A 15,421-nucleotide genomic window follows, 5' to 3' on the forward strand; every position below is an offset into this window, starting at 1 on the left:
CAGAAATCAAAAAAAGCAGAGGGAGGATGCAGGATGGAGAATGTTTGGGAAGGCGAGCGGATGCGCGTCTTAAATGAGCAGGAACAGCTGTTCATCAGCCGGGTGCTAGAGCAGAAGAAAATACTCTACAGCATAGCCTATAGCTACTTACGGAGTGAGGCGGAGGCGCTTGAAGTAGTGCAGGAAACTACATACAGAGCCTGGGTCAAGCGTGGGAGTCTGAAGGATACGGACCGGTTTGCGCACTGGCTGACAAGAATTCTGATCAATTGCTGCAAGGATGAATTGAAGCGCAGGAAACGTCTGGCGTCTCCTGGTCCGGTTCCGGTTAGCGGCGGACTACAGGAGATGACCAGTGACCGCAAGCTGGATATGGAGCAGGCGCTGAATGGGGTCAAGCCGAAATACCGCCAGGTGCTCGTACTGAAGTATTACCGGGATATGACGCTGAGTGAAATTGCTGAGGTGCTGGGGAAGCCTGAAGGGACGGTCAAGACTTGGCTGAACAAGGGATTGAAACAGCTGCGCGACAAAATGAGACTTAGAGGAGGACTGCAGGATGGCCACGAGTGAAGAAACACTGCTGAAGGAGTATTATCACAGTCTGTCAGTTGAAGCGGATGAAATTGCTGAGCTGAAGCTGAATGCAGCCGTTCGTATGGGGATGGCCCGGTCGCGAAAAGTCACTCTGTCCTTAAGGGCGCGTTATGTACTAGGTTCGGTGGCTGTGCTGGCGATTCTGCTGCTGTTCTCATTGCCCTGGGCAAGTGAAGCCTTAAAGCCCCAGACTGCATCTCAGGCTCCGCAGGTAACAGCGCAGAATTTGGAATGGTTTTGGGATTACAGCAATTTTGCCGGAAGTGATTCTACAGTTATTTCAGCATTTGAGGCGGGATCACTTAAGCAGCTAAGCGGAGCAACAGCTGAAAAGGACGGTTATATCCTAACAGTGGATTCTATCGCAGTAGATCGTATGGGGATTCTCGTGCTCTATTCGCTGGAGAACAAAAACAAGGAAGCACTGGATTACTCGTTTTCGGTGACCAATGACGGGGATATGGTATTAGGACAGGGACAATGGGTTAGCGGTAACCAGAACGACCTATCAGGGGTGAAGCATGGTTATCAAATCATACAATGGAACCGCAATTATACGAAGCTGCCCGTGCAGATAATGATGAAAGCTTCTGTGATCGTTCCGGCTCCGTCTGGGGAGAAAGCTGAGGGCCTACAGAGTTATGAGCCTACAACAGAAATCTCTGTGCCTATTACACTTGATCAGAGTGCCATTGCCAAATCGGGAGAAACTCTTACACTTAATAAAACGGTAAACGTGGCGGGTCAGGACATCGGGATCCGGAATGTATACGTGGCTGCAACGGGCATCTATGTGGAAACTGCATACAGTCCGCAGAATTCCATGGAAATATTCAGTCTGAATAGCCCGCATATTCTGCTTGGAGGTGGTAATGATTTTACTGCATTGTACTCCAAGGCATCGATTAATGTTGAGGGCAAACAGTATCTCGTATTCCCTGGCAGTGAATTGTCACCCGGCACCATGAAGCTGCAAATTGACGGTATCATCGGTCTTGAGAAATCTGCCCAGGAGCTGATAGTAGATACCGATAAGAAGCAAATTATCAAAGGACCTGACGGCCGCCTGCGAATCACCGCTGCGTCTAATCCTCATAGCTTGATTATGGAATACCAAAGACCTAGCAATAAAAGCGCTGGCTATATCGCAAATGTAATTCTGGATCGGACATTTAAGGACGGAGTAGGCAAATTGCATACGGCTACGTATAATTCCGCAGTGCCTGCTATTGATCCTGCTCATGCTGATGAGAAGGTTCCTCCGATTCAGTTTGGATACAAGCTGGGAACGGCTGAGCTGCCGCAGCCTTTGACTTTCAAGATCATCAGTTACCCGAATCTGATTAAAGGTTCTGCAGAGCTTACTCTTCGCAAATAATACAATGCAATTCAAAAGAGCCCTGCTCGCCGCTACAGCGGAGAACAGGGCTCTTCATGTATTAACATCACTCATCTTCAGTATGGAGCAGGTTATTCCCCCGCCAGCGCATCGCAGAAAGCCTTGCCGTAAGGCGGCAGATCCGGGGGACGGCGGGCTGAAATGATATGTCCGTCGGTCACCACAGGCTCGTCCTTCCAGATGGCTCCGGCATTCTCCATATCATCACGGATGCCTGGAGTGGAGGTGACCGTCACACCCTCCAGTATTTTGGCAGAGATCAATACCCAGCCGGCATGGCAGATCTGCCCGATAGGCTTCTTGGCATCATTGAAATCCTGCACCAGCTTCAGTACTGCGCTGTAGCGGCGGATTTTGTCGGGAGCCCAGCCTCCGGGTACCAGGATGCCGTCATAATCGGCTGCGTTAAGTTCATCCCATGAATATTCAGCGGTGGCGGGTACACCGTATTTGCCCACATAGGTCTTGTTTTTTTCCAGTCCGGCCAAATGAACCTCGGCGCCTTCTTCCCGCACGCGGTACACAGGGTACCAGAGCTCCAAATCTTCGAACTCATCATCTACAAGCGCTATAACCTTTTTGCCAGCCAGTCTCATTCCATGCAGCTCCTTCCGGTTAATAACATCTCGGTTCTAAGCCATTCTATCAAAAGAAAAAGTTGAAGTCACTTTTCATTTGGTAAAACCTAAGCGTATTGCCAATTAAATCATTATATGCAAAACGGCAGGGATTCGCAGGAGTAAGGTCGAATATAGCATCTGAACAGGTAAACTTACGCGTTTTTTATAAGATAATGGATAGACTTCATGCAATAATTGTTCCAGGACGGTGTAGCTGTTTTTGCTTGGTTTATTAAAAGATCATTCTGAGGTGTGGGAGATGTATAAAGATAACTTAATGAAGAAGTCATGCGGCTGCGGCGGGATCATGACCATACATATGCATACGCTGATTTATAGTGCAAAGATCAAAATTACTCATGTACCGGTATATACCTGCAGACAGTGTGCCCGCTATGAACCTTTGCCCGTGATCAAAGGGGATCTGGGGAAGCTCATCGGGGAGCTTGCTGCAACTTCGCCTGGCCGGAAGCAGCTCTCGTTTGCAGAGCGCAATGAGTGGGCCAGTGTGCTGAAGGAAACGTTTGCTTCCGGTTTATTTGCCGGCGGCTTGCCTGAACTGGAGGAGTCAATCCGGAGTGCGATTCAGGGGCGGATAGATCTGCTGCTGGACGTTTACCGCGTAGCTGTAGATATGTCCGACAGGTCATGGATGGGTGAAACTGAACTTAGACTGTCCCAATTAACGGCTCAATCGGCAGAAAGTGCCAAATAAATGGCGCTTTTGGCGTTTTGAAAAATTTTTCTGCAAAATCAATGAAAATCTTTCAACGAATGTTGGATTTTTCACGCACTTTTTGATACGATAGAAAGAGATTACAGAATTGCTGCTGCTGTCTTGGGGATGGAGCGCAGGATCCGCTTTTATCCGCCCTTGCGTTTCTGAAATTTAAAGCGGTTTACGGCTGGGAGTTATTGGAGTATCAGGAATTGGCGGAAGGCGCTAAAGCCGCGCCAGGACTGGCGTTTCAACCTTTGAAAGAAATTTTGAAAGGAAAATGAAGCGTTATCATTGCACAATTGTACAAAGTGTCGTATCATAATTTTAATTAGTCGAACGATAAAATTTATCGCAATGGAGAGAGTAATTTGACGGTAACCATTTACGATGTAGCTCGAGAAGCAGGCGTATCTATGGCTACGGTATCACGGGTTGTGAATAATAACCCGAACGTGAAACCGCAGACCCGGAAGAAGGTTTTTGAAGCGATTGAGCGTTTGGGCTATCGTCCAAATGCCGTGGCGAGAGGTCTCGCCAGCAAGAAAACGACAACCGTTGGGGTTGTTATCCCTGATATCTCCAACTCGATTTTTGCGGAAATTGCCCGCGGGATTGAAGATATTGCCAATATGTATCACTACAATATCATTTTGTGTAATGCGGACAAGCGCAAGGAGAAGGAAATTCGTGTTATTAACACGCTGCTTGAGAAGCAAGTGGACGGGCTGCTCTTCATGGGCGGAACCGTTACGGAGGAGCATATTCAGGCTTTCCAGACCTCAGCAGTTCCAATTGTGCTCTGCGCCACGCGTGATGAGAAGGGTACATACCCTTCCGTCGATATCGATCATGAGACGGCTGCGTTTGATGCAGTGAACACGCTCATCCGTCACGGCCACCGTGAGATTGCAATGATCAGCGGAACACTGCAGGATCCCGCGAACGGCTATGCCCGGTTCCACGGCTACAAGAAAGCACTGGAAGCGGCAGGCATTGAGTACCAGGAGGATCTGGTCCGCATCGGTAACTATCGTTACGAATCCGGTGTCGAAGCCATGAAGTACTTCCTCGGTCTCAAGAAGAAACCGACTGCTATTTTTGCAGCAACCGATGAGATGGCCATTGGGGCAATTCACAGTATTCAAGATGAAGGTTTGAAGGTTCCAGACGATTTCTCGATCATCAGTGTCGACAATATCCGGATGGCATCTATGGTTCGTCCTTTGCTCACTACTGTGGCACAGCCAATGTACGATCTGGGAGCGGTAGCGATGAGACTGCTGACGAAACTGATGAAGAAGGAAACGGTGGAGAACCCGCGGGTTATTCTGCCGCATGAAACCATACTTCGCCTGTCCGTCAACCATGTGAACAAATAAGATTTGTCCGTTTAACAAGTGAATATAAGGTACGTAGAAAGCTCCTTCGGGAGCTTTTTATGTTTCAGGGTAGTAATAAAAGGGAGGGTTTTGGATGAGTGAAGTTCTGGGTCTGCTTGGCGCAATGGATGAAGAGATTATACTGCTGCTTGAGGAAATGAAGAATAGAGAGACAACCGTAAAGGCAGGGATAACCTTCCATTCGGGAAGTGTATTCGGCAAACCAGCGGTGCTCTGCAAATCGGGGGTCGGTAAGGTGAATGCTGCAGTTACAACGCAGATTCTGCTGGACAGCTTCGGCGTTTCGCGGGTCCTGTTCACAGGTGTGGCAGGCGCAGTGCATCCCGATTTGAATATCGGGGACATTGTCATTTCATCGCAGTGCATCCAGCACGATATGGATGTGACAGCGCTTGGTTATGCCAGAGGGGTGATTCCCTACCAGGAGACCTCTTCATTTCCGGCAGATCCGCGGCTGGTGAAGCTGGCGGAGCAGGCGTGCCGGGAGCTGAATCAGAAGTCTGTGACAGGTATTGTATTGTCCGGAGATCAGTTTATTGCAAGTAAGGATACCGTTACCGTGCTGCGTGAACAGCTGGACGGAGCTTGCGCCGAGATGGAGGGGGCAGCTGTCGCCCAGGTCTGCAATATGAACGGGACGCCGTTTGTGATCATCCGTTCCATGTCTGACAAAGCGGATGGTTCGGCCCATGTCAATTACCGTGAGTTCACGGTGACTGCTGCGGAACGTTCACACGCCATACTGGAGTATATGCTGAAGGCAATGTAAGCTCGGCGCAATGCAACTGGCTCCTATCAATACATGAACCGCTGTCTGAAGCGGACCCGGTCGAAGGTCTCGCGGGAGGACAGTGGAACAGCCTGGCCCATGCGCACCATCAGGCAATTGGCCGGATGGGAGCAGATTTCCGGGTCATCCGTGGCATACCACACCATATCTACGGTCTTCATCAGCTTCTCCATCATCTGCCGGTATTCCCAGACCGTGAGGCCGCTGCCCTTCAGATCCCAATGCCAATAATATTCTGTAGTGAATACGATGCAGTTCTCCAATTGCCCTTCTTCAAAAGCACTGGAGACCAGCAGCTTCGCAAGCCCGCATCCGCGGTATTCATCCGCGACTTCGATGGCCCCCAGCTCTACGAGATCTTCCATCCCTCCCTGGGACCACAGCTCCAGCTCATCCGGATAATGAAAGGTGACATACCCTACTATAACGCCTGAGACCACTGCAGCGACGACGCGGCCTTCCGCCAGTTCTGATATCTCGATCAACGCTTCCAGCTGTTCCTGCGGCTTCCGGAAGGCATCCAGATCCCGGTGCATAGCCAGGAGCTTGAGAGTATCCGGAGGTAAAGGTCCTTCAACGGATATAAGCCTGTCTTTACGCTCTAAGGTATGGGACACGAGGATTTTGCAGTGCTCCATGATTGGGCTCCCTCCGGTTCACTATATTATGGAATGTAACCGCTTCCTGTGATATACTGGTTCCGACACGAAAAATTCACATTTGGCGCGTTGACAACATTGCAGTTAAGAGATTCTTACCCTTAAAGCTTAAATCAAACCAGTAGGGGAGGCAAGAGTAATGGGGCAAGTCCACAGCGAAATTTTGCCGGGCCGTGTGCAGCACGCGAATATGAAGGATTATTCCCGGGCCGTTGACGAATTCCGGTGGGAGGATGTCGAGAGCAGCTTCTCCTGGCATGGAACAGGTAAGGTGAATATGGCTCATGAAGCCGTAGACCGTCATGTGCAGGAGGGGCGGGGAGCAGCTACTGCTTTGATCTATAGTGATACTGTGCGCGTGGAGAGGTATACCTTTGCCGACTTGCGTGAACGGTCGAACAAATTCGGGAATGTGCTCCATAAATATGGGATTGGTAAAGGGGACCGGGTATTCATCTTCATGCCGCGCACACCGGAGCTGTACTTCAGCCTGCTGGGCATTCTGAAGGTGGGAGCCGTAGCAGGCCCGCTATTCGAGGCGTTCATGGAAACAGCCGTGAAGGACCGCCTGGAGGATAGCGGAGCGGTGGCGCTGGTGACTACGCCGGAGCTGCTGCAGCGGGTGAAGCGCGACCAGCTTCCGGGGCTGCGCCACATTATTCTGGTCGGAGATTCCTCATCTGAAGATCCGGGGCTGCTGAGTTATGAAGCGGAAATGGCTGCAGCTTCGGCAGAGCTGGAACCGGAATGGCTGGGTCTTGAGGATGGTTTGATCATGCATTATACCTCCGGGTCCACCGGTAAGCCTAAGGGCATCTATCATGTGCAGCGGGCAATGATACAGCATTATTATACAGGCAAGGTTGTACTGGATTTGCGTTCGGATGATGTGTACTGGTGTACGGCAGATCCCGGCTGGGTGACCGGAACCTCTTACGGGATCTTCGCTCCTTGGCTAAATGGAGTAGCCAATGTGATCCGGGGAGGCCGCTTCAGCCCGCAGGACTGGTATAAGACCATTGAACGCTATGGGGTAACGGTATGGTACAGTGCGCCTACGGCATTCCGTATGCTGATGGGAGCAGGGGAAGCAAGCCTTCAGGATATTGATCTGAGCAGTCTGCGCCATGTCCTGTCTGTTGGGGAACCGCTGAACCCGGAAGTCGTGCGCTGGGGTGATAAATTCTACCATCAGCGGATCCATGACACCTGGTGGATGACGGAGACAGGAGCGCAGCTGATCTGCAATTATCCGGGGATGGATATCAAGCCTGGCTCCATGGGGCGGCCGCTGCCCGGAATTGAAGCTGCGATCCTGGATGATCACGGCAACATTCTGCCGCCGTATTCCATGGGCAATTTGGCGATCCGGACACCCTGGCCGTCGATGATGGGTAAGGTATGGAACAATCAGGCCAAATATGATGAATACTTCCGGATTGCCGGATGGTATATTTCCGGGGATTCGGCTTATATGGATGAAGACGGTTACTTCTGGTTCCAGGGCAGGATTGATGATGTAATCAATTCTTCCGGAGAGCGGATCGGTCCGTTCGAGGTGGAGAGCAAACTGGTTGAACACCCGGCGGTGGCTGAGGCTGGAGTGATCGGCAAGCCGGATGTGATGCGCGGAGAGATTATCAAAGCGTTCATCTCACTGCGGGATGGCTACGCCCCGACTGCAGAGCTGAAGGACGAGATTGCTGCTTTTGTCAAAGCGGGCCTGTCTGCCCATGCTGCGCCGCGCGAGATTGAATTCAAGGAGAAGCTTCCGAAGACCCGCTCCGGCAAAATTATGCGCCGTGTCCTGAAGGCCTGGGAGCTGCATCTTCCGGCAGGCGATTTATCTACGATTGAGGATTGAAGACTCTATCAGCCAGCCTATAGAAAAGACCGTTCCCTCGGATACAGGGAACGGTCTTTTGCATTTCATTCAGAGCGCCATCCACAGACTGTAGCTTATGGCGTGGTTGCACCGGTATTGCCGCCAGATTCGTTGCTGCTGCCAGACGGTGTTGCTTCATTGCCGCCTGGCGGCTGGACAATGATTATACCCGGATCCTCGCTGCTTTCCGGAATGATTCCCGGATCAGGCGTTGGCTCCGTGCCGCCAGAGCCCGGTACTTCCTCTGGAGGCAGCGTCGGCTCTGGTGTAGGCTGAGTCCCGGCTACACTGCCGGAGGCTGTCTCATGCCCTGCAACGTCTACAGCAGCCACATAGAAGGTGGCATTGGCGCTGGCAGGCGTTCCGGGCTTGAAGACGGTACTCTCACCTGCTGAGAGTACAGCCTGCTTTTGGAAGGAGCCGCCGTTCAGTGAACGGTATAACCGGTAGCCTACAACATCGGATGATCCGCTTGGAGTGAAGGTAACTACTGCTTTGCCGGTACTGTAGGAGACCATCACTTCACCCGGAGCACTAGGCGCGCTGCCGTCATCCACCCGGGGGTCCACCTCAGTCGGGAAGTCAGTCTTGGCATCTTCCGGCATGTAATACGACAGAGATTCATGTTCTTTCATGGCCGGGAAGGCCGCAAGCAGTTCTTTGACCAAGTTCTGAATCGGCTTCTCCCGCTTGACGACAATCTTCTCTTTCAGGAAATCCTCGGGTGTTCCTTCCAACGGAAGGTAATTCACCCCGTTGTAGGTGATATATTTGGCTTTGGAGATTCCGTCATCACTTTCTGTGGGTACGAACTTGGTGTTGAACAGGTCCGTGGTGAATTTATCTGTCAGCTCCGACGGTTTCTTGCCGCTGTAAGCGGAGACCGTCGCTTTGACAATACCCTCCGGCTTCGGAAATTCCTTCGTCACGAACAGCTCCGGACGTTTGTCGATCACGGTATTCATAACCTTGGTCCACAAAGTCTGCGCTTGCCGTTTCTGCGTATCTCCCTGCAGGGTGTTAATCTGTTCTTTGTATCCAACCCACATGCCCAGGGTAACATCCGGGGTATAACCCATGAACCAGACATCCCCGTAGTTCTGCGTAGAACCGGTTTTGCCGACAATCGGAACTTTTTTGAAGTGCTCATATTTAGTTTTGACTGTACTTGCCGTACCGTCGGTTATTACTGTGCGCAGCATATCCGTCATCAGATAAGCGGTCTGCTCGGAGAAGACCTGCTCAGGATTCACTTTGTGCTGATAGATAATCTTGCCTTGTGCGTCTACAATCTTCTCAATCATATAAGCATCATTGAATGCGCCTTGATTGCCGATTGAGGAATAGGCATTCGTTAATTCTTCAACGGAAACCCCGTAACGCAGTCCGCCGATTACTCCGGTCTGTGCATTATAATCATCGTCCTGAATCGTAGTAATCCCGAGCTTCTTGGAGAAGGCCCAGGCTTTCTCGATCCCCACCTTGTCATTGAACAGCTTGAGGGCCGGAAGGTTCAGGGATTTGTTCAAGGCATAACGGGCGGTAACCAGACCCTGATAGCGGTTGTTGGCATTCTTCGGAATGTGGAAGCCTTTGCCGCCGTCCTTCATAATAATCGGGGCATCGTCCAGGATGCCTGCAGGCTGGATTAATCCGGCATCCAGTGCAGGCAGATACGCGGCAATCGGCTTCATGGTGGAACCGGGCTGGCGGATCATCTGGGTAGCATAATTCATTTGCTCGATGTTGAAGTCACGTCCTTCAATCATCCCGAGAATCGCGCCGGTCTTGTTGTTAATCATGATGCCGGCCGTCTGTTCCTTACCTCTGGCCTTGCTGTCCTTCGTGAAGTTATCGCTGTCTTCCGAGATGCTGTGCATCGCGCTGTACACTTTCTTATCAATGGTAGTGTATACACGGTAGCCCCCGGTCATCAGCTGCTGGCGGGCTTCCTCGAGAAGCTGCGTGTTGTCGGTGGGGGTGGCAGCAGCAGAATCCGAACCAGCACTTGCGTTGTCTTCGTTCAGCGTCAGCATAATTTCAGCCGCTTTGCGCTCTGTTTCCATCATCAGATAAGGGAAGGTAGCATAAGCCTTCTTCGTATGCGGAGCAAGCGAGCCCTTGACATCAAAGAGCAGGGCTTCATCATACTGGGATGTAGTAATCTTGTTCTCCTCCAGCATCCGCCGCAGCACCAGGCGCTGGCGCTCCATGGCCCGGCCAAAGGCAGTCTCATTGAATTCGCCTACGCCGCTAAAGGCGGAGTATTTGGATGGGAGCTGGGGCAGGCCGGCCAGATAAGCCGCTTGTGCTACATTCAGCTTTTCCAGATCATCGAGACCGAAGATGCCTTTGGCGGCAGCCTTGATGCCGAATACATTATAGCCATTCGATCCGTTCCCGAAAGGAACCTTATTTAAGTATGCCGTTAAAATTTCCTGCTTGGACAGAAAACGTTCCAGCCGAAGCGACAGCAGGATCTCCTTCACCTTGCGGTCTTCTGTCCGGTCCAGATTCAGGAACACGCGGCGAGCCAACTGCTGGGTCAGCGTACTGCCCCCGGTCTGAACGGATTCGTTCAGCAGCCTCTGCTTGACTGCACGCAGGGTGCCATTGAAATCCACCCCTTTATGATTGTAGAAATTATTGTCCTCTATAGCGAGAACGGCATCAATCACAAGCTGTGGAATATCGTTGAATTCAATAAGTCTGCGGTCTTCTTCCGTCCGGAGCTGGCCGATCGGCTGCCCGTCACTGAAATAGGCAAAGCCGGTAATAGCGTTCTGGCTGACTTCCTGTTGAATTAATTCTTCGGTGCGGACAGGGTCATCTTTCACTATCGAAGTCACGTAGCCTGCCACAGCGCCACCGGCAAACAGAATGCCGAGTATACCGAGTATAAACATCCACTTCACGACTGAACCGAACCTGCGGAGCCAGGATCTGCGCGGTGGACGCTGTTTTGCGGTCTTCTTCTTATTCTCCTCAACCATCGACGATTATCCTCCTTTTAACGGAACTATTATAGCACAATTTGGCGATTTTGAATGCGCTTCTGCCGCAGGGGATTTACTCTGACGCTGCTTTTGCCAAAGATGCTGAGGGCGGAATAGTCCTAAGTGTTGTTTCCGGGAGCAAACTATAGGAGTATCGCTATGCCGAGAGGGGGATAGAACAAAAAAAGCTCCCGGATAAAGTATCCGGGAGCTTTGATCAGATTCTGCTTGCAGCGGAATCTTAACGGTTGTAGAATTCGACGATTTGTTTCTCATCGATATCTTGGGACAGCTCGGCACGTTCTGGCAAACGAATGTATTTGCCTTCGAATGAACCATCAGCATATTCCAAGTAACCTGGAAGGTGGGAACGGTTGTCAAGAGCTTCTTTGATAGAACCCATAGCGCGGCTTCTTTCGCGAAGTCCGATAACGTCGCCCACGCTTACGCGGTAAGAAGCGATGTCGACTTTTTTGCCGTTAACGGTTACGTGTCCATGGGATACCAGCTGACGTGCGCCTGCACGGGAGTTAGCAAATCCAAGACGGTAAACCAGGTTGTCCAAGCGGCTTTCGAGCAGGAACATGAAGTTTTCGCCCGCGATACCCTGGAGCTTTTGTGCTTTGGTGAAAAGAGTTTTAAACTGCTTTTCGCCCAAGCCGTACATGTGACGCAGTTTTTGTTTTTCCAAAAGCTGCATTCCGTAGTTACTTACTTTTCTGCGTTGGTTAGCGCCGTGCTGTCCTGGTGGGAAAGGGCGTTTCAGGTCTTTGCCTGTACCGCTTAGGGAAATGCCCAGACGGCGGCTGAGTTTGAATTTAGGTCCGGTGTAACGTGCCATTATAGTAGACTCCTTTTAATTTGAAAATGTATTGTAGGGCCTATTTGCGCCGCAAATCGTATCCGTGAAAGCGTTAGATGGTTTCACACTGCCGAGGGAAGTTCAGCCGCTGCCCTGGCAGTAACGAAATGCGTAGAGGGTGACACAACGTTACGCCCAATTAAGACTTGTTACAGTCTTGTTCAACAATAAATATTATATGAAAATGACAGTCAAAGTCAAGCGCAACTTAAAAGAGTTTTTGTCTATCTTTGTCGTTAGTTCTTTGGTCCTAAAAAAAATCCCGGTTTTGAGGAAAATATAATGCAATACCTAAGAAAAGGGAGTAAAATATAGCTAATTAGATGTTTTCGGGAAAATTTGATATCAAATAGCAAAGGGGATCCTCTTTATGTCGGAGCAGGAAGCATACGACCGCAAGGGTAGTCGTATGCTGTTACAGGACATCAAGCAATCAGGCGGAGATTATGAAGATCCCACTGCTTGGCTGCGGGAGACGGACATAGTGTCCCATGATTTTCCTTATGCAGCCAATTTGATTGCCGAGAGTTTCAATGAATGGCTTGGACAGGCCGTACCGTCCTTCGCCAAGTCTTGGAACTGGTGTGTACTGAACTATGAAGCAGAATGGATTGATCCCATATTCGAATTCCGGCAGGGGCGTTGGAAGTCTGAATGGGAAGAGGCGGCGGAAGCCTGTCTGCGCTCTGGCGGGATGCATGCCATAGAGGTTCAAGAGGCTGGACAGGCGCGAACATTATTAGCTATGCCGATTTTCACACGCGGGCACGGGGAAATATTCGCGATCCTCGGCTGTGAGATGCCGTCAGAGCAGTATGCAGAAGGGGGAAGACATACGGCAGAAGCGATGTCGATGCACTACCAGACCTGCTTTTATCATAAATTTGAGCATGTATTTGTTTCAGATCTTGCAGGTGTGCACCTGCATGCTGAGCGGGAGAGCAGCCGCCGTTCACTGCTCTTTCAGATTGTCCAGCGGATGCATGACAACATTGATGTGGATGCCGTGCTTACCGAGGTGATTGACAGTATTGCGGCGATGTATCCCGGGGCTCGGCTGGACCTGTACATGTCGCAGGACCACCGCAGTGCGCATCCCCAGGTTAAACCGTTGCCGCTACGCTGGGCCATTAATGACGTATGTGCCAGAGCCTTCAAGGATGGCCGGGTTGCGCTTCATACCGGACGTGAGGACAGCTGTACGGTCGAGGTAGGTCTTCCGCTCGGAGGTAAGCAGGGGGTCTATGGTGTCTTTCATATGGTCCTGGACAAGTCCTCCTTCCGTGAAGTGGATCTGCGCTTTCTGACCATGGTTGCGGATACGGCCGGCACGGCATTCGAGAATGCCAAGCTGTATGAACGCTCCAACCAGCTTATCCGGGAGCTGCGCATGAGTAATGAACTTACGCAGCGTCTCAATCAGAGCCTGCGTCTTGGGGATATTTTTCAATTTGCCTTTGAGGAGCTTCTGGGGATGTTCGAAGCCGATTATTGCTGCATCCTCCATATGAATGAAGAAAGAGGCGGACTCGAAGTCATTGCCTGCAATCATATCCCGCTATTGGGGGAATTGGTGGAGGCCGGGCATGGACTGGGCGGAAAGGTCTATACTTCAGGCGAGCCGCTGCTTCTATCCGACTATAAGTACGCCGCCGGATTGACGTCTAAGCTTTTGGATGCTACAGGCTCACAGTCGCTGATCGCCACTCCGCTAAGTGTAGGGGGAGAAGTTCGGGGGGCTATTATGCTCGCCCATAAGGACGCCCACTTCTTCTCCTATGACAGCTACAGGCTGCTGCAGGCTATGGCTGGGCATATCGGGCTCGCGGTTGGCAACGCGCGGCTGCATGCTGAAGTGCGGCGCCTGGCGAACCGCGACAGCCTGACCGGGCTCTTCGCCCGGCATTATCTGGATGAGGAGATCCAACAGCGGCAGTCTACGGATTTCTGCGGAACGCTGATTGTTGTTGACATCGATCAGTTCAAGGCGGTCAATGACACTTACGGCCACCAGAAGGGTGACAAGATACTGAAGCAGGTAAGTGAAATTGTGAAGTCCTCGATCCGCCAGGGGGATGTCGCCGCCAGGTGGGGTGGAGAAGAGCTGGCCGTGTACCTGCCCCAGCTTGGGGTGCAACAGGCAATATTTGTGGCCGAGCGCATCCGTAAGCGGGTGATGGGGGAGACGGAGCCGCGTGTAACCGTGTCCTGCGGTATTGCAGAGTGGAGCTGGACAGATGAGCGAGTGAGTGTAGAATCACTGTTCTACCGGGCGGACATGGCGCTGTATGAAGCCAAGAACAACGGGCGGAACCAGGTAGTGATTGATAACAAAATCGTTGAGAATACCGCTAAGAATCCTTGGGCCTAAGCCTCAAGGGTTCTTTTATTTATTGAGGCTCCCGCAAGATACTTGAGTCATCATCGAAGCCTAAGCTCCACTTTGTGGGGTTGTTTGTGGGGTTGATTTGCGTATAAGCCCTGCAATCAGGGAGACCCTAGGAAGAATGAATGTTAATCTGACCGGAGGTCTTGAATGCCATGATGAAAATATTGCTGTCCCGTCCAGGAATCCTCTCCCTTGTCCTGCTGATCTGTTTGATTCCTGTAAGCGGCTGCGGTGTCATGAATGACAGACCGGCTGCGGAGGATCTGAGTCTCGTACTGGCCGGGATGGACGGCAGTGACGGCGTTTCCTTCGAAGGGGCAGCAGCGCTGCTGGTCGGCGGCAAGGCGGTTCCGGAATCCTCACTCTATTATGGAGGAAAGGTGGCGGAGCATAACAAGGTCAGCTTATATTCCCTGCTGCCGGACGGGAGCCAGCCGGGTACCGCCTCCGAATCAGCCCCGCATCCTCTTGAGCAAGGCTCAAGGGATGTTCCGGCTTACTATACCAGACTGGTGAAGGAAGACGGTGAATGGAAGCCGCAGCAGGCAGCGCCGACTTCGCAGGAGAGTAATCCGCTGGAGGCGCTGAACCCGCTCCGGCAGCTGGAAGAGCTGGAGGGGCGGGAGAAGACGGTAACCGAGGAGGCGGGGAGTGCCAGGGGAACCCGCGTGCTGCGCATTGAACTGACACCGGAGGAAGCGCGCAGCCAGCTGTCGGCGGAGCTGGAACGGGAGATGCAGGCGATAAGGCCCGCTAGCCAGGTTGCCACTGGAACGGCTGCTGGAGAGCCCGCTAAGGAGCTGGAGGCACGCGCAGCATTATGGGAGCAGAAGCAGGCTGAACTGCAGCAGAGACTGAAGCAAGCCAGTATCAGAACGGTTTATTATCTCAAGGTAGACGCGAAGCGCAATCTGCCCGCGCGGCTGACCTGTAACCGGACGACAACCTCCCCCGGCAGTGCGGGAGTGGTTACTGAGGAAACCTACATTACACAGGTTGATTTCTATGGCTATCAATGAAAGCTCACATACCGTAAGAGCTTGCGCTCTTTAGCGGGCATGCTACAATATAACGGTATATTTATTTTTAGCATGAGGAAGGAA

General features: G+C 51.6%; 12 protein-coding genes. 8 read left to right on the forward strand and 4 right to left on the reverse strand.

All coding sequences use genetic code 11. The features are described from left to right. Nucleotides 1-33 precede the first annotated feature (33 nt). Nucleotides 34-573, forward strand: a complete 540-nt coding sequence (locus R50912_RS14065; RefSeq protein WP_081956497.1) for a sigma-70 family RNA polymerase sigma factor — start codon at nt 34-36, stop codon at nt 571-573. After that, nucleotides 560-1,975: a hypothetical protein gene (locus R50912_RS14070; RefSeq protein ID WP_042235690.1), complete on the forward strand. Its 1,416-nt coding sequence runs from the start codon at nt 560-562 to the stop codon at nt 1,973-1,975. Before R50912_RS14065 ends, R50912_RS14070 begins: the two co-directional genes overlap by 14 nt. Nucleotides 1,976-2,067: 92 nt before the next feature. Here R50912_RS14070 and R50912_RS14075 read toward each other — a convergent pair whose 3' ends face one another. Further along, entirely contained in the window at nt 2,068-2,592 is a 525-nt protein-coding gene (locus tag R50912_RS14075) for a type 1 glutamine amidotransferase domain-containing protein (protein ID WP_042136527.1), read from the reverse strand. Nucleotides 2,593-2,875: 283 nt separating this feature from the next. Between R50912_RS14075 and R50912_RS14080 the strand changes: the two genes are divergently transcribed. The 3 genes from R50912_RS14080 to R50912_RS14090 all read left to right on the forward strand — a co-directional run bounded on the left by R50912_RS14080 (nt 2,876) and on the right by R50912_RS14090 (nt 5,506). Beyond that, nucleotides 2,876-3,331 (forward strand): hypothetical protein, encoded by a 456-nt coding sequence (locus tag R50912_RS14080; protein WP_042235692.1) that lies wholly within the window; start codon nt 2,876-2,878, stop codon nt 3,329-3,331. A gap of 374 nt (nt 3,332-3,705) precedes the next feature. Continuing rightward, the gene (gene ccpA / locus R50912_RS14085) at nt 3,706-4,716 is read left to right on the forward strand and encodes a catabolite control protein A (RefSeq protein ID WP_036695017.1); all 1,011 of its coding nucleotides are present in this window, start codon (nt 3,706-3,708) and stop codon (nt 4,714-4,716) included. A 94-nt stretch (nt 4,717-4,810) separates the two neighbouring features. After that, a complete protein-coding gene (locus R50912_RS14090; protein ID WP_042235695.1) occupies nt 4,811-5,506 on the forward strand; it encodes a 5'-methylthioadenosine/adenosylhomocysteine nucleosidase in 696 nt (231 codons plus the stop codon). Between the two features lie 26 nt (nt 5,507-5,532). On the opposite strand, the gene R50912_RS14095 is transcribed toward R50912_RS14090, so the two are convergent. Further along, nucleotides 5,533-6,165 carry a GNAT family N-acetyltransferase gene (locus R50912_RS14095; protein WP_042235696.1) on the reverse strand — a complete coding sequence of 211 codons (633 nt, stop codon included), beginning with the start codon at nt 6,163-6,165 and terminating at the stop codon, nt 5,533-5,535. Nucleotides 6,166-6,325: 160 nt separating this feature from the next. On the opposite strand from R50912_RS14095, the gene acsA reads away from it, so the two are divergent. Further along, on the forward strand, nt 6,326-8,050 hold the full coding sequence (acsA, locus tag R50912_RS14100; RefSeq protein WP_042235698.1) for an acetate--CoA ligase: 1,725 nt from the start codon (nt 6,326-6,328) through the stop codon (nt 8,048-8,050). Nucleotides 8,051-8,145: 95 nt separating this feature from the next. Here acsA and R50912_RS14105 read toward each other — a convergent pair whose 3' ends face one another. Next, nucleotides 8,146-11,064: a transglycosylase domain-containing protein gene (locus R50912_RS14105; protein WP_042235701.1), complete on the reverse strand. Its 2,919-nt coding sequence runs from the start codon at nt 11,062-11,064 to the stop codon at nt 8,146-8,148. Between the two features lie 244 nt (nt 11,065-11,308). Then, nucleotides 11,309-11,908: a 30S ribosomal protein S4 gene (gene rpsD, locus R50912_RS14110; RefSeq protein WP_039297946.1), complete on the reverse strand. Its 600-nt coding sequence runs from the start codon at nt 11,906-11,908 to the stop codon at nt 11,309-11,311. A gap of 391 nt (nt 11,909-12,299) precedes the next feature. Here rpsD and R50912_RS14115 point away from each other — a divergent pair, with 391 nt between their 5' ends. Further along, nucleotides 12,300-14,300 (forward strand): sensor domain-containing diguanylate cyclase, encoded by a 2,001-nt coding sequence (locus tag R50912_RS14115; protein WP_042235704.1) that lies wholly within the window; start codon nt 12,300-12,302, stop codon nt 14,298-14,300. A 170-nt stretch (nt 14,301-14,470) separates the two neighbouring features. Further along, the gene (locus R50912_RS14120) at nt 14,471-15,337 is read left to right on the forward strand and encodes a hypothetical protein (protein WP_042235706.1); all 867 of its coding nucleotides are present in this window, start codon (nt 14,471-14,473) and stop codon (nt 15,335-15,337) included. Nucleotides 15,338-15,421 lie beyond the last annotated feature (84 nt).

This window comes from Paenibacillus sp. FSL R5-0912, assembly GCF_000758605.1.
GTDB lineage: Bacteria > Bacillota > Bacilli > Paenibacillales > Paenibacillaceae > Paenibacillus_AQ.